Source organism: Paenibacillus sp. YSY-4.3 (genome assembly GCF_054767475.1).
Window position 1 is genome coordinate 537,480 of sequence record NZ_BAABMC010000002.1, and the last position, 24,223, is coordinate 561,702.

Here is a 24,223-nt window from a genome sequence, read left to right on the forward strand (position 1 = left end):
TAGACCTCCTACAAACTAAATTGTTCTTTAATAACATCCAGCCTCGGCAAATGCACCACTGCACCCGTAAATCTTAACTTGTACGCACTGACTGCAAATCCAAGATGAAGCGCCTCCCTGATGCTGTGGCCCTTGATTAATGCCGCATAAAATCCAGACCAGAACGCATCCCCGGCTCCTGTCGTGTCCACGACCTCGGTAGCTAAAGAGTCGAAGGAGAGCGTCTCCTTGCCATTGGATACAATGGCCCCATCCTTACCCAAAGTCATAATGACAAGCTTCGCGCCTAATTCAAGAAATTTCTCCAATTGTTTGACGGGTTCATCTTTGCCAAACAAGCGTTCAGCATCATCCTCCGATGGCTTAATCACATCCACCTTAGATATGATGGATTTAACATATTGCGCCCCATCCTCGCCCCGCTGCCAAATCATCGGATGATAATTCGGATCAAAGCCGATGAGCAGACCTTGAGAGCGGGCTTCTTCGATTACCCTTTCAAGCGTGTGCCGAGCCGGCGTTCGGGAGATGGGCCAACAGGAAAAGTGAACGACTTTAGAGTTGGCTATCCTTTGCTCCAACGAGGCATCGAATGTCATTTGATAATCGGCGTCGCGATAAAATATAGGGATTGGGGTTGTCCTGCTTTTTGTAACCACCACCAGGCTCGTGGAAACATCTACCCTCTGTATGCCTTTTGTGTCCATACCTTCTTGCTGCAATCGCCGCAGAAGGTATGTTCCAAATCCATCATTCCCTACCGCCGAGACGATTTCGGAACGAATACCTAACCGATTGACATTCATCGCGATGTTGGAGGGAGCTCCTCCGGAAAACTTGGTATATCCATCGCATTCGAAGCTGCCATCGTCGTATTCATTGGAAATCATATCAACAAGCAGTTCCCCTACTGCTAGCAAATCATTGGGTTTATCTCCGAGCGGAATGATATCGTCTAATTCAAACATGCGTTTCCCTCCGATATTTATATTTAAATTAAGGGAAAAGATTATTTGGTAGCGTTAAATGCCCTCGCCAGTGCCTGAATATACCCATCTTTTGTACGCCGGCTGATCTCCGCGTCCGGAGCGGTATATTCAAAGGCATGATAGCCTCCTGGATAGAGTTGAAATTCCACATCAATGCCAGCCTGGGCAAGCCGCGCAACATATTGGATGGTCTCATCGCGAAATGGATCCAGCTGCCCTACGCATGTATAGGTCGGAGGCAAGCCTTCGAAGCTTGTCGCCCAAAACGGGGCGGCATATGGCGATATTTTCTCCTCATCGGTTTGCTCATCACCAAGATACATTTTCCATGCTTCCAAATTATTGTGTCTATTCCACACCATGGGATGGGTAATTTCATAACTCGAAGGAGTCTCGTTCCGATGGTCTATCATCGGGTATAACGGCATTTGGAAGCAAATGGCCGGACCTCCTTTATCACGTGCCATCAGGGTTAGCGCCGCCGTCAAGCCTCCACCAGCACTAGCGCCGGCGACCGCGATACGGGAGGTGTCGATGCTCAATTCTTCTGCTGCTTGTACCATCCAGACCAATGTCTTGTAACAATCATTGATCCCCGCCGGAAATGGATGCTCGGGGGCAAGCCGATAATCCGGGCATACGACGACGCAACCGGTCTTCTCAGCAAAGCTGATACAAATGATGTCATCTATATCCGGATGTCCCATGACATATCCCCCGCCATGAAGCCAAAGAAGCGCAGGCAATTCCTTGCTGGCTCTGTGAATCGGCTCATATATATTTACAAGCATCTCTTGATGATCCGCACCGGTTATCCAGCGTTTCTTGATGTGGACATGCTCGGATTGTACGGGCTTCCGAGGTTGTTCTCTCATCATTTGCAAATCTTCGGGGAGTCTGAAGACAGGAACACTTTCCAATCCCTTCCGCAACTCCGGAGCTACTCTATTGATAAAATCCATATGACTATTCCTCCTGATTCCTTCCTGTATGAAAACCCGATGAAGTCCAATCAATATGACAACCGGTTGACATGTTTGGTTCTAAAATTACTCTGCCATACCTGACTTATTTTAAGTCGTTTCTCTCTCTATCAAGGAAACGGGAAACACATTGATCTTAGGCACGACTTCCCCGTTAATTTGCCTAACGATCAAATCAATACTACATTTGCTCATTTCCCTAATCGGCTGCCGGATCGTACTGAGCCGGGGATAAACTAACGAGGCTATTTTAACATCATCGTATCCAATGATTTTAATTTCGTCTGGAATGCTCCTTTTTAATTGATGGCAGACCTGGAGCACCTCGGCGGCAATAAAGTCACTGCTGGCAAATATACCATCCACTTCCGGATGCTGCTGCAAGAAACGAATGATTTCATTGTCGGGTTCGGAATCCTCCCCCCTATTTACCTCCAATTGCAAATGGACAGTTTTCGTTCCAATGGCGAGAAATTCTTCTTCAAAACCCTTCGCTCTTTCGCTAGCCAACAAAGCTTGGTGATGCGGCCCATCAATCCCTCGATAAAGGTAGGCCGGATTCTGGCAGCCATTGTCCAGAAGTAATCTTGCCGCAAGCTTGCCTCCCATGAAGTTATCAGAGGCTACAATGGGTATATCATCAGCTATGGTGCGGTCAAATGAAATGATTGGTAGATTCAAATTCAAATAGTGCTGGACATCCAATACTGCGCTTCCCATAATAATGGCATCGACCTGGTTCTTCTTCAGCATATCGATATATTGAAGCTCTTTAGCGACGTCCCGGTTCGAATTGCACAATAACAATTTGTATCCCTGCTGATCGGCATAGTGCTCAAGATGATAGGTCAGCTCGCTAAAAAAAGGATGCGATACAGCAGGAATAATAAGGCCGATCATATTCGATTTTCTTCTAAACAAAGCCCGAGCCATTTCATTAGGCTGATAATTAAGCTCCTCTATGGCCTGATTTACCTTAGCTCTTGTCTTCTCGCTAATATAGCCTCTATTATTAAGCACTCGGGAAACCGTCGTGACAGACACTCCTGCCTTTTTAGCCACATCTTCAATTTTAGGCATGAAATACCACCTTGTTTTTTACAACCATTATAAATAGTCCATCTCTATTTCAGCAAACATCGCTAGTATAATTACTTCAAAGCACCCTCCGTAATCCCTTTAATGATATGCTTCTGCAGGAATAGATACAATATAAGAACTGGAATAATTGTCATAATTAACCCTGCCATCAAAGGAGCAAAATCCACAGCATACGACGAGAAGAAATTATACGTAGAGAGAGGCAGCGTCTTCTGTGACGGCGATAAAAGAACCAGGCTTGGCAGCAAGTAGTCGTTCCAGATCCACAGCACATCGAGCACCATTAGCGTTACGAAAACAGGCTTTAACAGCGGCAAAACAATTTGAAAAAAGGTCCGAAGCCTGGAGCTGCCCTCGATGAATGCTGACTCCTCCAGCTCAAAAGGAACCCCTTTGATGAAACCATGGAAAGTAAACACGCCAAATGGAACTCCAAAACCTAAATACATGAAAAACAACGTTGTTTTCATATCCAGCAGATTCATATTGCCGTACAACATTACGAGCGGAATCATAATGACCTGAAATGGCAGAGCCATTGAGGCCAGCATCGCAAAAAATATAATAGCGTTAATCTTCCAATTAAACCGAACGAACAGATATCCGGTCATCGCCGAAAAAAACAAGATCAACAGCACAGCAACAACTGTAATAATCATGGAGTTCAAAAAACTGCTCAGAAAATCCATATTATGATAAGCACTGACATAGTTTTCGAATTTCAAGCTTTTCGGGAAGGATAACGGATTTTCAACGAACTGCTGCGTCGTTTTGAAAGAGTTCATGATAATCATCAAAAATGGAGTTAAAAAAACGAGCAGCAGCAAATACAATAGTATGTTTTTAACCGTTGAACCTCTGCGATGCGTATCCATTAAGATTCGACCTCCAATCTCTTAAGCAGGTATGATTGCGTAAGTGCAATAATCGCCACTACGGCAAACAATACAACTGCTTCCGCCTGACCGACTCCATATTGGTTCGACAAAAATGCCTTTTGCACAATATGATAGGTAGCCAGCTCCGTCGAGGCAAACGGACCACCTTTAGTTAAGGCAAGGTTGATGTCGTAGGTTAGGAAGGAGCGAGATAATGAGATGAAAACACAGATGACAATCGCCGGGATCGTTAGAGGCAGAATGACCTTCTGAATCGTCGCCTTCCGGCTGGCTCCGTCGATGGATGCTGCTTCCAGCACATCCGTAGGAACACCAGAGAAGCCCGCGATATAAATAATCATCAAATAACCGATCAATTGCCAGGCCGTTGCAATGACCAACGCCCAAAACGCCGTGTTTGTACTTGTTAACCACGAAGTCTGGAACAAGGACCAGCCGTATTTTTGCCCCATATAAGGAAGCACCTGTGAAAACAGCGTCTGCCACAAATATCCGAGAACGATACCGCCGATCAGATTCGGGGTGAAAAATCCGGTGCGCAGCCACTGCTCTCCTCTTCCCCCGCTTGTAAGCAAAAGTGCAATAAAGAAGGCAAAGCCGTTAGCAATCAACACCGTAAAAAAAACGTATTTCAGCGTAAACCATAACTGGCCGAGAAATACTTTATCTTTAAACACTTCAATGTAATTGGCAAGCCCAATAAATGCAGTGTCAGCCGATCGAACATCCCAGTTGGTGAACGTCAGATACATTCCAACAAAGAAAGGAATTACAATGACAGCGATAAAGGCGAAGATGGAGGGTCCCCCAAAAACTAGAAACGTGCCCGTATTCCTTAGAAAATTTTTTTTAATCATGTTGCTGCCCCTTTATATGTCCATGTTTAGCCTTTTAGATGAAGGACGGGCCAAAGTAAACCCCAGTCCCGTCCTCCTTTGTGAATAGACTTCTTATTTACGAGCTTGATCTGTCCAATAAGCCTGTACTTCCCCTGCAAGCGCGTTGCGGTCAATGATGTCAGACAGATATTTCTGCATCGATGCTCCAGTCATAGACCAATAATCTTGCGGCAGATAGTTGATTACTCCAATGTTGATCACTTTTCCTTGGTCCACGTATTGCTCAACCGCATTGGAGATCACATTTGTGCTTGTTACTTTTACATCCTTGTAAGGCAGGGCTAATCCCATTTGACTGACAATAGCTTCTTGACCCTCTTGGCTGGTAACCAGCCACTCAAGAAATGCTTTCGCTGCTTCTTGCTGCTCTACGGAAGAACCAGAATCATCAATCGCGAACAATTTAGGCTGGCTGTACGCTACTTGAGTGTTTCCGAAATCTTCGGGGTTATTGCTGATTGGGACTGGAATTAAGCCGAATTCTTCATCACGATTCTCCAGCGTTCCGATAACCGCCCAAGTCCAGTCTCCCATGAAATAGAAAGCTGCATCCCCTTTGGCGAAGTCAGCGCTATCTTTATTGTAGTCTGCAACAAGCGGGTCGTTCTTTCTTGCATTGTATTTCTTTAACAAATCAAAGGTATCGATCAGACCATTGAATTGCGGGTTGTCCGCAAGCGTAACAGAGCCATCCATCAGGCTATCCACATACTTGCGATTTTCGTCTACGTTATCAGATTGCAACGAATAAGTCAGACCTAGATAATGAGCGCCCAAAGACCAATCTGCCCCATGGACCATAACTGGCGCTTTACCGGCTGCTTCAATTTTCTTAAACAGATCTTCCAGTGCATCCCGCGTTTGGATCGTAGATGGATCGAATGGTCCACCGATCACTTCTTCAACGACCCGCTTATTATACAGTAGTCCATAACCTTGAGCTGACCAAGGAATACCAAGGAATTTTCCCTCCAGCAGAGCTCCTTCTACAGCTCCTTCTTTCGTCAACTCTTCGTATTTCGCTTTCTCCGGCTCTAAATCCAGGAACTTATCTTTATATTGCAAAATCGTTCCCGCATCCAGGTTGGCAATGGTTGCCGGGTTGCCGGACGCCAGCAAAGATTGGAATTTCTGAATTTGGGCGCCGCCGATTGGCGTCGGAATCAATTCAATCGTTACATTTGGATTTAGTTCGTGATATTTCTTGAACAATTCCTCAAACACCGTATTTACTTCAGCTGAGGTGTTAAAAAACGTAAGCTTAACATTTTTAGCGGCTTGAGAACTTGGTCCCCCTTCCTGTTGACTGTTGCCGGTGGACTGTTGATTCTTGGACGTATTGCCCGAGGAACAAGCCGTTAATAAAGAAATAACCAGGACGAAGCATAGCATTGCTGTCCATCTGACACCCTTAAATTTCTTCAAAATCATTTCCCCCTTAGCCTAGAATTGAATGCGCATTCATGCATGTTTCGATTTTATGATAAACGATTGACATACATTGTGTCAACCGGTTGTCACAAATAAAAGCACAGGTTAATTACCATGAATCAAGAACAGCCCCCATGCTTATGATCACGAGGGTTGTTCTTCTATGGGTTCTTCTATAGCTTATATAACACGACTTAAAAAATGCTGCAGGAAGCGGTCAGCGTCTACCTTCGTACATACTTCGATTCTCAGTTCACCATCAGCCGATCCTACCGTTTGGCCTGCGGCCTCTCCTTCGGTTACAACAGCAACCCGCATTCGTTCGGATGACACAAAACTCCGATCTATCGCCACACCTACCGCAAGCGGGTCATGCAACCCGCAGCCGCCGATGCCGGGAAAACGCGATTCATATGCGCCGATGTAGAACTCCGTCATCTCCGCAAGCAGCCGTCCCAGCTCATCACCGGAATTGCGCCAATTCTGCAAATGTTCACTGGACAGCAGCGTCTGCATCGTCACGTCCAGCCCGACCAGCGTCAGCCGTACGCCTGATGCGAAGACGGCAGCAGCCGCCTCCGGATCGGCCACGATATTCGCCTCACCGTACGGCGTAGCGTTGCCGGGGACAGTCACCGCTCCGCCCATGACGACAACCTCGCCGATCAGCGGGATGATATCAGGCGCCTTCTCGATCGCCAGCGCCAGGTTGGTCAGCGGCCCTACGGCGATGATCGTTATTTCATGCGGCCGTTCCTTTACTTGCCGAATGATATAGTCGGGCGCTCCCAGACTGGCTTTATGGCCATGGGGCTCCTCCCGGAGCGCATTGCCTAGCCCGTCCTGCCCATGAATATGCCTGGCGTAGGCCTTTTTCAGATTGCCGCTTATCGGTACTTCCGCCCCTTCGTATACAGGAACAGACTTGCCCAGCTTCTCCAGTACGTACAGAGAATTACGGGTAGCCTCCTGAGCGGAAATATTCCCGAAACAGGTCGTGAGAGCGATGAGCTCCAATTCAGGAGAATGTGCTGCGTAGGCTATAGCCAGGGCATCGTCGATGCCTGTGTCTACATCCATGATGATCGGTTTCATTTCATCTTCCCCCTTCGCTAAGTTGAAGTGGCTAAATTCAACACATGTTATATACTTTATTGCTTCTGATCAGCGACAACGCTTCCTCTTCAGGCAAAGGCCTGCTTATGTAAAAGCCTTGAATAAGATCGTACTTTGACTGCTTCGCATGCTCCAGCTGCTTCATCGTCTCTACGCCTTCGGCCACGACATTCAAGCCCATCCGCCTGCCAATCAGCACCATAGCCCGGGCCAGCGGACGCTCGTCCCCTTGATCCGATATTTGCGCAATAAATGAACGGCTGACCTTCAACGTCGTGAGAGGCAACTGCTGCAAGTAACTGAGGGAAATGGCCCCCGTCCCGAAATCGTCCAGGGCAAGATGCACCCCTGCTGCCTGCAGCCTTTCCAGCTTCGCGATCAGTACGTCGGGCGCTATTATGCCCACGGACACGGATTCCGTAATTTCGAGCTCCAGATGCTCCGGAGCCAATCCCGTATTCTTCAAGATGCGCAGCACCATTTCGACGAAATCCTCCTGTACGAGCTGGACAATGGAAATGTTCACCGATATCCGCAGCTGGCCATAAGCTTCGATCTGTAATTGTGCCGCGAATCTGCAGGATTCCGCCAGTACCCATTCCCCAATCGGAACGATTAATCTGCTGTCTTCTGCGACTCGGATGAAAGCCAGCGGCGAGAGTAAACCAAGCGCCGAGCTGTTCCAGCGTATCAAGGCCTCAAAGCCCATAATCCGGCCTGTTTTGAGGTTGATTTTGGGCTGATAATGCAGGATGAACTCCTTATTTTCAATGCCATGGCGAAGCTGCGTCTCCAGCTGAACCCGCTTGTTGAATGTCCGAAGATAAGCCGGATCGAACAACACATATTTACCTTTACCCGCTTCCTTGGCATTATACATCGCCACATCCGCATTTCTCAATATTTCCTCCAGCGTGCGGCCATCCTTCGGATAGAAGGAAATTCCCACGCTTACCGATACCTGCAAATCGGTTCCATTGATCCTGAACGGCTCCTTGAAGCCTGTGATTACCCTTTCCGCCGCAGCGATCGCCTCCGCTTCATCCTTAATACCGCGCATGAACACGACAAACTCATCGCCGCCAAGGCGAAACAGCATGGCTCTTTGGCCGACCATGGCAGACAGCCTTCGGCTAGCTTCAATGAGTAATTGATCGCCGAACTTATGTCCCATCGTATCATTGACGTATTTGAAATTATCCGTATCAACAAAAAACACTGCCGCCCTCTCTTCCGATACAGCAAAATAATCTTCCAGCTCCTTCAACAGATACAGCCGGTTCGGCAAGCCGCTCAAAGTGTCATAATACGCCAACTGATGCAGCTTCTCCTGAGAAAGCTTCAATTCGTGGATATCCTCAAGCGTTCCGGCCATGCGGTATGCCCGTCCCCGCCTGTCGAACAGCGCTTTGCCCCGCCCCAGGAACCAGCGGTATTCTCCGCTCTTTACCCGCAGCCTGTACCGGCACTCAAACAGCTCCGTCTCCCCTTTCGTCGCTGCCTCCATCGCCTTCTGCACCGCCTCGTGATCGTCCGGATGGGTGAGATTGTCCAGAATATCGCTAGAGACATGATCATCCTTCGTATAACCCAGCAGTTCAAACCAACGGGCCGAATAAAATCTCTTGTTACGGAGCAGATCCATTTCCCATATGCCGGCGTTTGAGGCCTCGATCACAAGCCGGTGCTGTTTTTCATTCCGGCTAAGCATATCCTGGTTTTCAACCAGCTTCTCATAGTTTTCGAGCAATTGCTTCTGGGTGCTCTTCAACTCTTCGAATGCCGCTTCCAGCTCGCGGCAGCTCTCCTCGAGCTTTAGCTCATACTTTTTCCGTTCCGTAATATTGATCATGGAGCCGGCAAAGCGAACGACCTGACCCTCGCCGTTCCTTCTTGTAATCCCCCTCGCCTGTATCCATAAATAGGCTCCATCCTTCTTCCTGATCCGATACTCGCTCTCGTACACGGGCGTATATCCGTTTAAGCAAGCCTGCCGCGCACGCTCCATGTTCGCCCAGTCGTCAGGATGTATAACCTTATTCAAACCATGAACCGTCAAATCCATATCGCTGCGGTCATAGCCCGTCAAATCATAGAACCGGTCCGAGACGAAATACACGCCTACCGCCGGATCGATATCCCAGATCACGGCACCCGATCCGCGGGTTGCCAGCCGGAATCTTTCCTCGCTGACTCTAAGCCTCTCCTGGTTCATCACCAGTTCGTCGAACTGGCGCTGCATTTCCTCCTGCGTGGCCGTCAGCGTCTCATAGGTTGCCTCCAGCTCCTGGTAGCTGCTCTGCAGCTTGTCCTGGGACATTCTGCGTTCATGTATATCCATTCCTATTAATACGATGCGGCTCGGATCGGCGGAGTTGCTCCCACCGCCGATCGTCGAAGTCCTGAACGAGAACGTCCTAAACCGCTCCCCGCTCTCGAAGCTGATCATAACCTCCTTATCGTGAACGAATTTATTCGCAAGCGCATCATTCAATAGCGCAATGACCTCCTGCCAGCCGTTGCGAAGTACAGCGATCTCATCATATTTGCGGCCGATGACCTCGCTGTCGTTGACCCCGATCAGCCTTTCCGCGTAGCTGTTAAGCCTGACGATGGTCTTGTCCAGCTTGACCGTCCAAATACACACATGGGCATGGTCAAAAACATCATGGAACAAGGCTCTTTCAGCCACCATTTTTTTTCTGAATTGATGCGTTAGCACGAGCGAACAAACCATGCCGAGCGTTGTTATGCCGAGTAAAAATAACATATGTAATTCTAGCACCCGGGCTCCTCCTTTATGCTGCATAAAATGTCTAATCACTACAAGGAGAGGATATATAATGGGGAAAATAGAGCTATGACCATTGTACCTATGTAGAATTTCTCCCTATATTGACTAATATTAACATATGATATATGGAACCAGGGGCAATTTTTACCTATCCTTTTCTCTAGTCCTGTGTACAAAATCACAACCTTGCAATTAATATCATAATATCGTAATATTACGATATTATGATATTGTCGAATTTGGAGGTTGCTTATGGATAACAACTTCAAAGCTTACGAAGATGCTGCCGAAATGCTTAAAGCACTGGCCCATCCGGTCCGCCTCTGTATTGCCCGCGGGCTGCTGAAGCATGGTCCTTGCAATGTCTCATACATGCAGGATTGCCTGGAAATTCCGCAATCCACGGTCTCACAGCATCTGCAGAAGATGAGAACCAGCGGTATCGTGAAGGCTGAGCGCCACAGGCATGAAGTTCATTACACCATCGAAAATGAAGTGGTCAAGCAGCTCATACTTACATTATTCGGGGAGGAATCATCATGAAGAGAAAAATTTTGATCGTCGGCGGCGTAGCAGGCGGCGCGTCAGCGGCTGCCCGGCTCCGCCGGCTGGATGAAGAAGCCCATATCGTGCTGTTCGAGCGCGATCCGTATATATCCTTTGCCAATTGCGGGCTGCCGTACTACATCGGCGATACGATTAAAGAGCGTTCGAAGCTGATCGTGCAGACGCCGGAGGCGATGCGCCGGCGCTTCAATATCGATGTCCGTACAGGCAGCGAGGTGCTCTCTCTCGATCCGGCCGCACGGACAATCAAAGTGCGGAGCGAAGAGCGCGGAGAATACGAGGAGTCCTACGACGCGGTCATTCTCTCGCCGGGAGCGAAGCCAGTCCGGCCGGCGCTGCCAGGGATCGATCATCCGCAAATTTATACGCTGCGCAATATTCCAGATACCGACCGGATCAAAGAGCAGGTTACATCGGCAGACCGGCGCTCCGCTGTCGTCATCGGCGGTGGATTCATCGGCGTCGAAATGGCGGAGAATTTGCGGGAGCTCGGTCTGGACGTTGCTCTCGTCGAAGCGGGTCAACAAATTCTGGCGCCATTTGACGGCGAAATGTCGAATATGCTGGCGAAGGAAATGGAGCAGCAGGGCATCAAGCTGCATCTTGGCGACAGCGTAACGGCCTTCGCGGACGCAGACGGCGAGGTCAAAGTGATGCTGGCCAGCGGTACGGAAGTCCAGGCAGGCCTCGTCATTTTAGCGATTGGCGTAGCACCCGACACCCGCTTCCTGCAATCCAGCGGCATTGAGCTCGGCCCGAAAGGGCATATCTTTGTCAACGAGCATATGCGGACGAATCTGGAGGATGTCTATGCGGTCGGCGACGCGGTCGAGACAACGGACTTCGTCAGCGGCGCGAAAACGGCAGCTCCCTTGGCCGGTCCCGCTAACAAGCAGGGCAGAATTGCTGCGGATAACATCTGCGGGCTGGGAACGACATATAAAGGGGCTCAAGGCACTTCCGTTATTAAAGTGTTCAGCCTGACCGGTGCATCCACCGGCAATAACGAGAAGACGCTGCAGCGCCTCGGCACGCCTTATCATGCGATCTATGTGCATCCAAGCTCGCATGCCACCTACTATCCGGGCGCCTCGCCGCTGACGATCAAGCTGCTGTTCAGCCCTGAAGGCCGCGTGCTTGGCGCACAAGCCGTCGGCAAAAGCGGCGTAGACAAACGGATGGACGTCCTTGCCTCGGCCATTCGCTTCAAAGGAAGCGTAGCGGATCTGACCGAGCTCGAGCTGACCTATGCGCCTCCGTATTCGTCCGCGAAAGACCCGGTCAACATGGCCGGCTACGCAGCCGAGAACGTGTTGACCGGCAAGACGCATGTATTCCTGCCAAGAGAACTGGAGGACCGGGATGAAAGCAGCACTTTGCTCGTCGACGTGAGAACGGAAACCGAGCATGCACGCGGGCATATTCCGGGCTCCATCAACATTCCTGTCGATGAGCTGCGCGAGCGTCTGGGCGAGCTGGATGCAAGCAAGGAAATCTGGGTGTATTGCCAGGTTGGCCTTCGCGGCTATACCGCTTCCCGTATCCTGAACCAAAGCGGATTCCGGACCCGGAATCTGACGGGCGGCTATGTAACCTACCAAACGTACACGTACCAGCCCGGACAGTAACGGCTCGAACAAAAACCGGCCTTTCCCTCCGTTATCGGAGGCAAGGCCGGTTTATTTTTCACTCAAACGATCTATTACTTCTGCTTGCCGTCTTTTGGGCCCTTCATCAATAGCTTCTCTTTATCCTCCGCGTCCAGGTACGGTTTATTCACGTAATAATACATGAACCCCATGAATATGACGCCGCCGATCAGGTTGCCAATTGTAACCGGAATCAGGTTGTGCAGCACGCCGGCAAAGGAAATCGTAACCGACTGGTTCAAGACGAGCGCAATCGCAAAAGTACACATATTGGCGATGCTGTGCTCATACCCAGAGATGAAGAAGCAGAACACGAACAACATCATCGCGAACATTTTGGCCCCGTCGCCCTTCAACGACATTGGAATGAAAAAGGCGAGGCAGACGAGCCAGTTACATAGTATGGCCCGGAAAAACAGCTCGGATGTTGACGTCGTCATCTTATGCTCGACCACATTGAGCAGGAAGCTGTTTACCGACGAATCGGTGAATAATCCGGTCAAGAAGATCAGAAGTGCAAAAGCTCCCGCTCCCATAATATTGCCTGCGTAGCTAAGCACCCACAGCTTGGCCGCCTCCACCCACTTCAACCGCTTCCGCAGCGCAGCAAATGAATAGTAGAACGTATTTCCCGTGAAGAGGTCCCCTCCGCCATAAGCGATCAGAATAATAGCCGCACCAAACGTAATCGCGGCCATCGGATAAGTCAGTGGCGAATGCTCCATATAAAAGAAATTCCCCGTTTTAAAAGCGACAATGACCCCGAATCCGATGAACATACTGGCGAGCATGGATCTGGCGATGTAATGAAGCGGGTTCTGCTTGTAAATCTTATGCTTCTTGAGCGCCAGCTCCTCCACTTTATATAGCGATTCTGTTTCCATAGTGCCTCCCGAATCATGATATTTACTCATTCTCCATATATCCCGGTCCTTGTCAAGGAAATGACTGGGATGCGCTGCCGATTTTTTTGTACGATATCCTTGCTCTCTTATTTACTTTTGGCGGGTAATTGTGCATAATGAGAATAGAGTATATGATAATGATTATCATTATTGTTATGTCGGCATCTTAGAATGATATATGATTTACGTTAACATAAGGAGAGTAACGATTATGAATCTATCAGTGCGCAAAGCTTCGCTCCAAGTCGACGACTACCTGGATTTGCTGAATCTGGCCACACGTCTGGGCGACGTGAAATGGCAAAAGGAGATTTTACGCAAGCTGGAGTACATGCGGCATACCGTGGCGGAAATGAAGCATTAAATATAGAGACCCAAGATACACGAAAAAAAAGGAACTTATTGACATTTCTATCCTGTATCGTGTATATTGGACAGAAATCATTCATAAGCAGCGGCTTACGACGGAAGCACCCGTAAGAGCAGGCGCCAGCGCCTATTCTTGCGGGTGCTTTTTTTGTCGTTCGCATGACTTAATGAAGAAGGAGATGATGAAAGTTGGTTATTCGCAGTACCAGATGGTTGGCTTTGTTGTTTACTGCAGCTCTTATTCAAGGTGTTATCATTCCCTCACCTTCTGCCAAGGCAGCTTCCATGGAATTTACGGATTCCGTGAAAGCCGCCCTAAATAAAACGGCGGAGGCTGCGGGCGGCAGCACGGAAACACGCCTGAAGAAGCTGTATAACGACTTAGCGGCTCTCGATAAGCAGCTAACAGCCCAGGATACCAAGACCAACAGCCTTCGGCTCAACAATGAGGCCCGGCTCATCCAGACCCGTAAGCAAATTGCTAATATCGACGCGGACAAAATCCTCAAGCTGGACAATCAAGCCAAGTCGGCGCGGAGCAAGCTGCAGCCGCTGCTAGATTTGCACAGCTCCCTGAACAAGCAGGCCGCAGCGGTCAAATCGCTCAAGGACAAGAGCTTGCATAAGTCGCTGAAGCAGCAGGCCGACGCAATGAAGCCGGCGATCGAGCTTGCCCGTCTCCACATTCGCAACCGGGAAGCAGAGCTAAAGGCTGCTAAGAGCGAGAAGACGAGAAAAACGAAAGAAATTCGTGACGTACTCTCCCAAATCGACGCCGTCAAAATCAAAATAAAGGCAGAACGAAGCGCAGTCAGCAGCAAAAATAAGAGCATAGCCACGGAATGGAAAAATTTCAAGACAGCCTTGAAAAATAAAGACGCCGGCCGGGCTTCGGATACCTTGAACCGCTTACTCACCCTATCGAATCAGATACTGGCTCATAAACAGAGCATGTATAAGCTGGAGACTCAAATTTCCGACATTATTACAAAGGCAGCCGCCAAGATAAATTCAAATAAATGAACGCCTGTCGCGTTCTCCTCATACTTGACAGTGCGGCTGATCCTGACATGACAGCAATTTTGCCCGGTATTCGAACGGCGAAATTCCTTCCAGTTCCTTGAACACGCGGGAGAATTGCTTCGCTGTCTCGAAGCCTATTGCCGTGCTGATCTCCGCAAGCTTGAGCGTATGGTCGTGCAGCAATTGCTTGGCCTTGCGAATTCTTACTTTTTTCAAATATACGACGAAGCTCTCTCCGGTATAGGCCTTGAAAGCCTCGCTGAAGTAGGAATAGTTCAAGGACACGTGATTGCTGACGATGGCCATATTCAGGGAGCGATGATAGTTATCTTCGATATAGGCCACCGCTTCCTTCATGTCGCCATGCTCAGAGTGGGCCGAGCGAATGCCCTTAATGTAATCATGCAAGCTGAACAACAGCTGCTCCAATGATCTGAAATAATCATGAAAGTGGCGAAAACGACTCATCGTCCCGACCTTGCGGTACAGCTTAAGCACCTCCACAGATGCTTCTCCGTATACGCGGAACACTTCATCCAGCACCTGCTCATTGATCCTTTGGCTAATCCGCTCGATATAATGAATATCCAGCTCGGCCAGCTGCTCGCTATGGAAGATGGTATGCAGCAGAGGACTAATCTCCTTCTCGCGGTTCGTCCCCAGAATATTGCCCAGCTTGCGGATCTCCTCCTCCGGCACGGCATAGTTCAGTCGTGGCTCTTGAATGTCCTGATGCCGGATCAACTGGACATGGGGGTAAATGAAGGAATACTGCAAAGCCTCCAGCGCTTGGCCATAGCATTTCGGGATGTCCTCCAGACGCACCCCTTCCTCGCTTAGCCCGAATAGCATGCCGCTGAGACCCTTGCCCTCCGCCATTTGCGCCAGCTCAGCGAATTTCTCCCCGGAGCTGCCGATCAGCACGACCCGGCCCTCCCGGTCATGGAAGACCGCGTTCAGTGTCAGGCCAACCCCGCATTGCAGCAGTTCCTCGGCCAGCGCCATCAATTCGCCGCGCTTCATCTCACGCCCATTCTCATACTTATAAGCTGCGACGGCGACATGAAAAGGAGTCGCATAACTCGCAAAATCAATTTCCCGCTCCAGCTCCTGCCGCTCATGATCGGCAAGCTCGCATTGAAGCAGCAGCTCCTGCAAGCGGCTGGACTGCAGCTTGCGGCGATAAGACTCCGCCCCGGCAATCGTCTCGGCTAACCGGGAGCGCCGGCCAAGATCCTCCTCGCATTTGCGCAGCGCCACAAACAGCTCATCCCGCCGGATCGGCTTCAGCAAATATTCCTGCGCCTGATATTTTATTGCGGCCCGCGCATATTCGAAATCCTCATAACCGCTAAGAATGATAATATTCGGCTTGAGACGTTCCTCCCCCTGCGCGTTAGTGTCGCTCAGTTTCTCGATCAATGCGATGCCGTCCATGACTGGCATACGGATATCCGTAATGACGATATCCGCTCCTTCGCTGCGGTACAGCGCGAGGGCTTCCTCACCCTGGTTGGCCATCATGATAGCATATGAGCCTGGGAACTCGCGCTCAATCATCAATTTCAATCCTAACCGGATATTCTTCTCGTCATCCACGATCAACAGCTTTCTCAATGTCCATCCCCCTTCCTGTTAGCAGCACCTTCGGGATTCTCATGACGACCTCGGTATATTGTCCCTGCACGCTGAAGACCTCCAGGCCATACGGTTTGCCGTAGTAGAGCAAGATCCGCTCATGGACGTTTCTGAGCCCAATCCCTTCCGTCTTCTCCTCGCCCCGCTCAAAGCCTACCCGCTCCCTTTCCTGCAGTCCGGCGTCCACGATGCTGGCGTTAATCCGGCTGACAAGGATTTCATCAATGCCGATTCCGTTATCAGCCACTTTGATGACAACTCCGCTATCCTCCCAATCCTTCACCGTAATCTTAATTTCCCGCTTCTGGCTTCCTCCGTCAGGCCAAGAATATTTAACGCAGTTCTCTACGAGTGGCTGCAGCGACATCTTCAGCACTTCCAACTCCATAAAATACGGCGGTATGTCCAATGACAATGCTACAGGCTCATCAAAACGGATATTCATAATTTCGATGTAGTTCTCAATATGACGAATTTCGTCTTTAAGTTTGACATATTCTCCCGTCCATTTAAAGTTGTAGCGCATCATCCCGCCCAGGGAAGTCAGCACATCGGAAATCGTCCGCTGATTCTCGATCTCGGCCAGCATCTTGATGTTCTCCAGCGTATTGTACAGAAAATGCGAATCGATCTGGCTGTACAGCGTCCGCAGTTCCGCCTCTTTCGTAATCGCCTGCTTCCGTACGCCCTGAGCGATCAATTCGTTGATCGTTTGCAGCAATTTATTGAAATGATGCGCCAGTTCCCCGACCTCTCCGCTCTCTTCAAGGCGTGGGGCTGTCGTATTGAGCTCGCCCCTGCGCACCTTTTTCATCGCGTCCGTCAGTCGTCTTAAGCCTTTTAGAATCATAGAATTCAAAAAATATGTAATGATCGACAATACAAGAATAAGGACAATATTGGCGGCGATAATTTGCTTCTTCAATTGCGAAATGTGGTTGATCGGCTCCTCCATAGAGATCACGTTGATCAAATGAGCCCCGACCCGTTCTACCGGGGAGGCCGTAATCAAATACGACCGGTCATCGATATTGAACCTGCTGGTCTCCTCGCCGCTTTGCTGCAGCTCGCCAAACTGCCGGTGCACTTCCTTTACGAACGCCTCATTATCGCTGGAGATGCTGCGCCGTTGATCCATGAACAGCGTTCCGCTATCGTCCATGATCATCATCTGATAATCGACATCGCCGATGCCCGCAAACGTCTTCGGAGAAAATTCCTTCAGCAGCATTTCAATGCTGATGATGCCGACATGCCTGCCTCCTTCATTGATTTCCCGCAGCAAGGAAATTTTCGGCTGATCGACGTTCGGCTCGGACGTATAGCGCTTCATAATGTCCCGATCGCCGTTCTGGAATACCCACATTTCCGCCCCGCCCAACGCGCTCGCCTCGGCAAACCAGGCTTCATTCTCAATCCGTGTCTCCTGGAACACAATCGGCCATATTTCTTGGATCAGAGAATTGTTGCCGAACAGCCGCCAATGCAGAATACTGGGATTATTAAATTGAATCCGGCTAAAGTCGGCAAAAGTTCCCCGCGAAAGCTCCATCAATTCAATCGTTCCCAGCTCCTCGCTCAGATTTAAATAATCGATCAAGTCCTGGTCCAGTATCGTGATCTGTGCAGCGGACTCCATCACCTCGATCTGCTTCTGGATATGGAATTTCTCCAGCTCCAGCATAAATTGGCTCTGCTTCACCGCATCCCGGGTATACGTCTTGCTGATTTCATTAAAGAAATAATTGGAGATAATAATGCTCGGAATCAAAATAATGACAATATACGCGGTTACCAAACGGCTTTGCATCGACCTGCGCTTGAGCCAATATATGCTCTGCTGCCAAGCCGAAATCATACGCTGCTTCATCCCCTGCACTTCCTGTTCTTCGCAAAATACGCTATATAAGATAACTGTTGCCCCGTTTGTTTCGGGATGATATAGGTTTATAAGTGGCAGTAATCCGGTCTTTAGTTCATCTTAATATAAGCTGAGTGTATTTAGCTATGTCGTACAATACAATGCGTATACCAAACTGTCGTGCACTAAATGGAATTCATGTATCTAATTACGCCCTACGCGAATGTTTCAGGAAATTAGATGGATTCCACGCACTAAAATCAAGAATCCAGCCCATGATTGGTAATTTCCCCACTTCTAACGACATGAAATACATTTAAATCTACCTTCTCTTCTCTGCCCCAAAAACTAACTACTATAAATCCATTTATATAAGTTGAACTAATAAAAAGGCTGATTCTCCTTGGATGATACAGGTTCATAAAGCAGCTTTTTGCCAAAAGCTATAATACTCGAAAATACGGCCAAAGGGGCCCCCATCCGGCCAAGCCGGACATGGGGTACCCCGTAGCAAAATAAGCTATGCAATTATTGAATAAATTCGGCAAGTTTCTTCACATTCTCTTCGAATTTCTGCTGCTTGTATGCCTGAACCTTAGCAAAGCCAAGCTCGTCGCGCTTCTTCAAGTAGGCCTCCCAGATTTTATCGAACTCCTCATCCGATTTGGCTAGCAGCAATTTAGGCAATACCTTGCCCCACTCCTGCAAAATTTTCGTATTCATTATGCCTTCGTCGGAGTTGCCGAGCGGATCGATCTGGTCATATTGCGAGAGGCTCACCGTCTTACCGCGAGTCCAGTCTTCCATTTGCTTGAACGGATCAACCGCAGGCGGTGCCCAGGCCGGAGTCATGTTCGTATCCATCAGCATCCAGAACGTGTGGGAAGCCCCATATTTCTTATCGAATGCGCTGCGGTCGTTGTTCAGCATATCCTCGACTTCCGGCAGGAACTGATCCTTGCCATCGATCGTATCCCAGGTTACGCCTTGCTTCCCGAGAAACGTATCCCGCTGGCCTTCCTCCGAAATCATGTAATCAAGGAAACGGATGGCACGAGCTTTGTCCTTCACGTTCTTGGAAATCAAAGTGACCGTCCATCCAGAAATTGATGGCCCCGCCAGCGTAGGCTGATCCAAGTTAGAGTTGGCCGGTCCGTCTACCGCAATATATACGGAATTTGGATCTTCAGCATACAATGCGTTTTGTTGGGCCGCTAAGTCCGTTCTCGCGTACAGCATCGCAAAGTAACGGCCTTGAGCAATCTTTTCCTCCATTTGCGGACGCTTATCGATGAAGACATCCTTAGCCAGCAGTCCCATTTCATTGGCTTTGCGGATCGTCTTCAGCCATTTTACATAATCAGGATCGGTGAATCTGTCGTTCAATTGGCCGTCCTTCTCGTGAGGCACCGCCAGGAAGTTCTGAATATAATGTTCAAAAGAAGCGTTGCCCTTTTCGTGGAAATCGTACAGGCCTAGCGGAATCAGCGGCTGCCCGTTAATGTTCGGGAACATCTTCTTCGCATCATCAAGCGCCTTCAGGAATCCTTCCGGTGTCCGCATATCCGGGCTGCCCAGCGCTTCATACATATCCTTGCGCACCAAGAATGTCTGCGTCGAAGTCAGGTTATCTCCGAACTTCTTATAGTCCTCAGGCGAGGAGGACGAATTCGGATATCCATAAACATTGCCGTCATCCTGCGTATACCATGAAACCTTCGCCGGATCCGTTACCTTGTAGAAATAAGGATCATATTGATCGGCCAGCTCATTGAGCGGCAGCACCAGACCGCCTTCGATCATTTGCTTGACAGCGTCTTCATACCAGCCCAGCGTAATGAAGTCCGGAAGGTTGCCGGAAGCGATCATCGTATTCATCTTCTCCGCCTCATTACCGGCCGGAACGATGAAGTTCACGTTGACTCCCGTCTTCTCCGTCACATATTGGCTCGTAATGTCTACGCCCCATTTGTTCGGGAACCAGGCAAAGTTAATATACCAATCAAACGTAATCGGCGACGTATCTACCTTCCAGCCCGGATCATTTTCCGTTAATTTCACTTCCTCTGCCGGCTGCTCCCCGCTCGGCTGGGCGCCGTTCCCGTTCTTGCTTCCGCCTCCGCTGGAACAGGCTGTCGACAAAACTAGCAGCAGCGCACAGAGAAGCATTGCAAAACTCTTTGTCTTAGGCTTCGCCATCATGTAAAATTACCCCTTTTCTTCGTTAGAAATAAGTATAATATGACTCTCGCTAATGGATCACTATAATTCAGCAAGAGGGACTACCACTTGGAAGCGGAAGGCTTCTGACATCCGTAAGCTGCCTCCCGCCTTCAGCCTTACCCTTTGATCGAACCGATCATCATTCCCTTAACAAAATAGCGCTGCAGGAATGGATAGACGAAGACGATCGGCAGCGTGGTGACGACCATCGTCGCTAGCTTAATCGATTGCGTCGTTACGGTTTTGCCAACGCCACCCGGGATTTGAGCCACCATCTGGCTTGAGCTCGACTGGGCCACGACCCGGTACAAATAGGTCTGGATCGGCTGCAGATCCATATTGTTCATGTAAATGACTCCGGTGAAGTAATCATTCCATTGATACACGCCGTGAAACAGCGAGATCGTAGCGATAACCGGCATCGACACCGGAATGATGATTCTGACGAAGATCGACCAATCGTTGGCCCCGTCAATTTCTGCCGCTTCCTCCAGACCATCTGGAATTTCCCGAAAGAAGGTCATGAAGATGATAAGGTCAAAGAAGCTGAACATGACCGGAATAATATATATTAGGAAATTGTCCAGCAGGTGTAAATCCTTCATCAGCAGGTAGGTAGGTATCAATCCCCCACCAAAGAACAGCGTGACCGTGCCGATAAAAATATAAATTTTACCCCCGATCAGCTCCCGCCTGGAGAAGGCGTAAGCGACCATTGCTGTAAAGAACACGTGAAGTATCGTGCCCAGCAGCGTCTTCGCGACCGTAACGCCCATCGCCGTCATGATGCCGGGGTTCCGGAAGACAGCCGTATAATTCTCGAAGCTGAATATCCGGGGCCACCAGTAGATCCCACCGCGCATGCCGTCCATGCCCTCGTTCAGCGAGTTTACAAGGACATACCAGATCGGATATAAAGTCACGAAGCATATCAACAGCATTCCAATATTGTTCAACAGGTCGAAGAGGGCTTCTCCCTTGGTCTTTCGATTGAGACTCAGCATGTCCGCTCGGCTCCTTCTCTAGAAGAGTGATGTATTATTCAGCTTCTTGGTTACGCTGTTCGCCATCAGCAGCAGGAACAGGGCTATCACCGATTTGAACAGACCAACCGCAGTGGAGTAGGAAAAGCGCCCGGACAGCATCCCTGTCTGGTACACATAAATATCGATGACATTGCTGGCGCTCTCGTTCAGAGCGTTGCGCAGTACCAGGATTTGATCAAAGTTGGAATTCAGCACGCCGCTGACAGCCAGAATGAACAGGATCGAAATCGTTCCCTTGATCGATGGCAGCGTGACGTACCACATTTTCTGGAACCTTCCCGCACCGTCAATCGTCGCGGCTTCATACAAATCGGGTGATACACTGGAGATTGCCGCCAGATAAATAATCGCCGACCAACCCAATTCCTTCCAGATATCGGATGTAATGATGATCCCCCAGAAATAGTCCGGCTCGGCAAGATACGAAATTGGCTCTTTAATCAGGTTCAGCGCCATCAACAAATTGTTGATGATGCCCACGTCCGCCAGCCATGTCGCCAATATCCCGCCCAGAACGACCCAGGACAAGAAATGCGGCAAGTAAGATATCGTCTGGATCGCCTTCTTGTATCGAAGCGAACGTATTTCATTCAAAAATAAGGCAAAAATGATCGGCAGTGGAAAACCAATAATCAGCTTAATCAAGCTGATACCCAATGTGTTCTTCATGACGTTCACGAAATTATCGTCCTCGAAGAAAGCTTTGAAATGCTCGAGCCCTACCCAGGACGCCTCGGCAATGGATTTGATAATCCTGTAGTCCTTAAAGGCGATAATGATACCGTACATCGGTACGTAATTGAAAAGAATGATCCAGGCGATGCCCAGCAGAGCCATCACCTGAATATGCCTTTGCCTGTGCAGCTTCCTCAGCCAGTCCCGGCGCGGCGGCTCGGGGCGCATATTCTCCATCTTTGACAATGCGGCCGATTCGGCACTCTGCTCTAGTTCCATAGTTTGACCTCCAAGCTGTTCGTTTCGTTCCCATGTGCATTCATGAAAGCATTTTCATCTGTTTGAATTTATTGTACGATCTATCTCGCTAAGCCGTAAGGCTTCAGATTTCGTATGAGGGGCCCTAAATTTCGGCCGTCAAAAAAGAAAAAATCCCCCTTTGTGCTTACAAGGCCTGTTCCTCGACAGGCCACTGCAAAGAGGGATTTGAGTTCTATCTACTCATGATGATCGATGACATAAGTGATGATAGAGCGCGGCTCGAGCCGGACCTCCAGCACATCGGCTTGCAGGCCGAGCGTGAAGCTTCGCTGCTCCTCACCCTCATTCATGACAACGACGGCGATCGTCCCGTCCGGATTTGCAAACGCTGTGGAGAGGACGCCTGCCACCCGCGTCTCCAGGCCGATGCGTACCGCCCCCGGGGCGATGTATCTGCTGAAATGGCCGATGTAATAATAGGAGCTGTTATAATGGAGCGTATTCGTGACGGTGTCGGCGATGATCGGTGCGTCGCATAGATTGTTCACATGGTTCGGTCCGCCCGTCTCGTCCAGCACGATATTCCAGTCGAGATACCCCTCCGTCCAATTGTTCAAATCCCCAATCATATTCCGTCCATACCGTTCGCCGGTAAACCACTCGCCCAGCTTCACGCCGCCCTCCTGACAGCCTTCCGTGAAGAGGAGGCCTTTGTCCGGGAACAGATCATGTACCTTGCCGACATTGTCAAAATCTTCACTGACATACCAGTGGAAGCCCGTCCCCCAGACGTACTTCGCCGCCTCCGGATCGGATAGCACTACGCTGGCACGCTCCACCATGATATCCCGGTTGTGATCCCAAATGAGAATGTTCACGTCCTTCATGCCGGCAGCATGCATCGCAGGACCTAAATGATCCTTAATAAAGTCCCGCTCCTCCTCGGCGCTGTAAATGCAGGAATCCCAGGTCTGAACCGCCGCAGGCTCGTTCTGAACGGTGATGCCCCAGATCGGCACGCCTTCCGCGCGGTAGGCTTCGATAAACTTCGTATAGTAACGCGCCCATGCCTCGCGGTATTCCGGCTTAAGCGCTCCTCCATGATTCATATCCCCGTTCGTCTTCATCCAGGCCGGCGGACTCCATGGTGAGGCCAGCATCGTAATATCCCCACCTCGGGTACGGGCCGCATCCTTGACCAAGGGAAGAACCCATTTGCGATCCCTGGAAATGTCGAACGTCTTCAGCTCGGTATCGTAATCCGCCACGTAAGTATAGTTCTCCAGAGCGAAGTCGCAGCTATGAATGTGCACGCGGCCAATCGTATAACCGATTCCCTCTTGCGGATCATAATAGCTGCGAATGACCTCCTCCCGTTTATCCGGGCTCATGCGGGACAGCGTATAAGCTGCCGCCTCCGTAAACGCCCCACCGAACCCAAGAATCCGCTGGTGGCGGACACTAGGCTGAAGCTCTAAATCGGCGCTCAGTCCTTCAGCCTTCGGTTGAAATGACACCCTGCCCTGATCCCTGAGACGATCATTCGTTTGCTTGGAGGTCACAATGCATTTTGCTTGTCTGGTCATGCTCTATCCACTCCTTGTTTAATATCATGGAGAAAAGCGCCTACTCCAGGGATAGGGGGCCCTTTCGTATGCGCTTTCGCCTTGAAGCTCAGAAACTTGCTTAAATCTTAAAATGAAGCGAATTACCCCGTCAAACCAATACAAAATTTAGTGACCTCAAACGAAATTTCGGTCTGCCCGGCAGCTATAAATGGCCCGGCCTTCCTCA

At 49.6% G+C, this 24,223-nt stretch carries 19 protein-coding genes; 4 read left to right on the top strand and 15 right to left on the bottom strand.

What is annotated here, in order from left to right; genetic code table 11:
- Nucleotides 1-8: 8 nt before the first annotated feature.
- The 8 genes from ACYUJT_RS09145 to ACYUJT_RS09180 all read right to left on the bottom strand — a co-directional run bounded on the left by ACYUJT_RS09145 (nt 9) and on the right by ACYUJT_RS09180 (nt 10,203).
- Nucleotides 9-968 (bottom strand): carbohydrate kinase family protein, encoded by a 960-nt coding sequence (locus ACYUJT_RS09145; RefSeq protein ID WP_460320837.1) that lies wholly within the window; start codon nt 966-968, stop codon nt 9-11.
- Nucleotides 969-1,009: 41 nt separating this feature from the next.
- Nucleotides 1,010-1,951 carry an alpha/beta hydrolase gene (locus ACYUJT_RS09150; RefSeq protein ID WP_460320839.1) on the bottom strand — a complete coding sequence of 314 codons (942 nt, stop codon included), beginning with the start codon at nt 1,949-1,951 and terminating at the stop codon, nt 1,010-1,012.
- A gap of 111 nt (nt 1,952-2,062) precedes the next feature.
- Entirely contained in the window at nt 2,063-3,052 is a 990-nt protein-coding gene (locus tag ACYUJT_RS09155) for a LacI family DNA-binding transcriptional regulator (RefSeq protein WP_460320841.1), read from the bottom strand.
- A gap of 71 nt (nt 3,053-3,123) precedes the next feature.
- The gene (locus tag ACYUJT_RS09160; RefSeq protein WP_460320844.1) at nt 3,124-3,948 is read right to left on the bottom strand and encodes a carbohydrate ABC transporter permease; all 825 of its coding nucleotides are present in this window, start codon (nt 3,946-3,948) and stop codon (nt 3,124-3,126) included.
- Nucleotides 3,948-4,829, bottom strand: a complete 882-nt coding sequence (locus ACYUJT_RS09165) for a carbohydrate ABC transporter permease (RefSeq protein ID WP_155611640.1) — start codon at nt 4,827-4,829, stop codon at nt 3,948-3,950. The genes ACYUJT_RS09160 and ACYUJT_RS09165 overlap by 1 nt, the downstream gene beginning before the upstream one ends.
- 93 nt (nt 4,830-4,922) lie before the next feature.
- Entirely contained in the window at nt 4,923-6,296 is a 1,374-nt protein-coding gene (locus tag ACYUJT_RS09170) for an ABC transporter substrate-binding protein (protein WP_460320848.1), read from the bottom strand.
- 186 nt (nt 6,297-6,482) lie between these two features.
- Nucleotides 6,483-7,397 carry a nucleoside hydrolase gene (locus ACYUJT_RS09175; protein WP_460320851.1) on the bottom strand — a complete coding sequence of 305 codons (915 nt, stop codon included), beginning with the start codon at nt 7,395-7,397 and terminating at the stop codon, nt 6,483-6,485.
- A gap of 37 nt (nt 7,398-7,434) precedes the next feature.
- A complete protein-coding gene (locus tag ACYUJT_RS09180) occupies nt 7,435-10,203 on the bottom strand; it encodes a sensor domain-containing protein (protein ID WP_460320854.1) in 2,769 nt (922 codons plus the stop codon).
- A 261-nt stretch (nt 10,204-10,464) separates the two neighbouring features.
- On the opposite strand from ACYUJT_RS09180, the gene ACYUJT_RS09185 reads away from it, so the two are divergent.
- Together ACYUJT_RS09185 and ACYUJT_RS09190 are read left to right on the top strand one after the other, a co-directional pair.
- Nucleotides 10,465-10,755, top strand: a complete 291-nt coding sequence (locus ACYUJT_RS09185; RefSeq protein ID WP_460320857.1) for an ArsR/SmtB family transcription factor — start codon at nt 10,465-10,467, stop codon at nt 10,753-10,755.
- Nucleotides 10,752-12,407, top strand: coding sequence for an FAD-dependent oxidoreductase (locus tag ACYUJT_RS09190; protein ID WP_460320860.1), 1,656 nt, complete (start codon nt 10,752-10,754; stop codon nt 12,405-12,407). The genes ACYUJT_RS09185 and ACYUJT_RS09190 overlap by 4 nt, the downstream gene beginning before the upstream one ends.
- 74 nt (nt 12,408-12,481) lie before the next feature.
- On the opposite strand, the gene ACYUJT_RS09195 is transcribed toward ACYUJT_RS09190, so the two are convergent.
- Nucleotides 12,482-13,312 carry a formate/nitrite transporter family protein gene (locus tag ACYUJT_RS09195; RefSeq protein ID WP_460320862.1) on the bottom strand — a complete coding sequence of 277 codons (831 nt, stop codon included), beginning with the start codon at nt 13,310-13,312 and terminating at the stop codon, nt 12,482-12,484.
- A gap of 232 nt (nt 13,313-13,544) precedes the next feature.
- Here ACYUJT_RS09195 and ACYUJT_RS09200 point away from each other — a divergent pair, with 232 nt between their 5' ends.
- Nucleotides 13,545-13,697 (top strand): hypothetical protein, encoded by a 153-nt coding sequence (locus ACYUJT_RS09200; protein WP_460320865.1) that lies wholly within the window; start codon nt 13,545-13,547, stop codon nt 13,695-13,697.
- A gap of 194 nt (nt 13,698-13,891) precedes the next feature.
- Entirely contained in the window at nt 13,892-14,725 is an 834-nt protein-coding gene (locus ACYUJT_RS09205; RefSeq protein WP_460320868.1) for a hypothetical protein, read from the top strand.
- A gap of 18 nt (nt 14,726-14,743) precedes the next feature.
- On the opposite strand, the gene ACYUJT_RS09210 is transcribed toward ACYUJT_RS09205, so the two are convergent.
- The 6 genes from ACYUJT_RS09210 to ACYUJT_RS09235 all read right to left on the bottom strand — a co-directional run bounded on the left by ACYUJT_RS09210 (nt 14,744) and on the right by ACYUJT_RS09235 (nt 24,015).
- Nucleotides 14,744-16,342 (bottom strand): response regulator, encoded by a 1,599-nt coding sequence (locus ACYUJT_RS09210; protein WP_460320871.1) that lies wholly within the window; start codon nt 16,340-16,342, stop codon nt 14,744-14,746.
- On the bottom strand, nt 16,317-18,233 hold the full coding sequence (locus ACYUJT_RS09215) for a cache domain-containing sensor histidine kinase (protein ID WP_460320874.1): 1,917 nt from the start codon (nt 18,231-18,233) through the stop codon (nt 16,317-16,319). Before ACYUJT_RS09215 ends, ACYUJT_RS09210 begins: the two co-directional genes overlap by 26 nt.
- Before the next feature lie 519 nt (nt 18,234-18,752).
- A complete protein-coding gene (locus ACYUJT_RS09220) occupies nt 18,753-20,423 on the bottom strand; it encodes an extracellular solute-binding protein (protein WP_460321600.1) in 1,671 nt (556 codons plus the stop codon).
- A 140-nt stretch (nt 20,424-20,563) separates the two neighbouring features.
- The gene (locus ACYUJT_RS09225; RefSeq protein WP_460320877.1) at nt 20,564-21,451 is read right to left on the bottom strand and encodes a carbohydrate ABC transporter permease; all 888 of its coding nucleotides are present in this window, start codon (nt 21,449-21,451) and stop codon (nt 20,564-20,566) included.
- 18 nt (nt 21,452-21,469) lie between these two features.
- Entirely contained in the window at nt 21,470-22,405 is a 936-nt protein-coding gene (locus tag ACYUJT_RS09230; RefSeq protein ID WP_460321602.1) for an ABC transporter permease, read from the bottom strand.
- A gap of 260 nt (nt 22,406-22,665) precedes the next feature.
- Nucleotides 22,666-24,015 carry a glycoside hydrolase family 30 protein gene (locus ACYUJT_RS09235; RefSeq protein WP_460320880.1) on the bottom strand — a complete coding sequence of 450 codons (1,350 nt, stop codon included), beginning with the start codon at nt 24,013-24,015 and terminating at the stop codon, nt 22,666-22,668.
- Between the last annotated feature and the right edge of the window lie 208 nt (nt 24,016-24,223).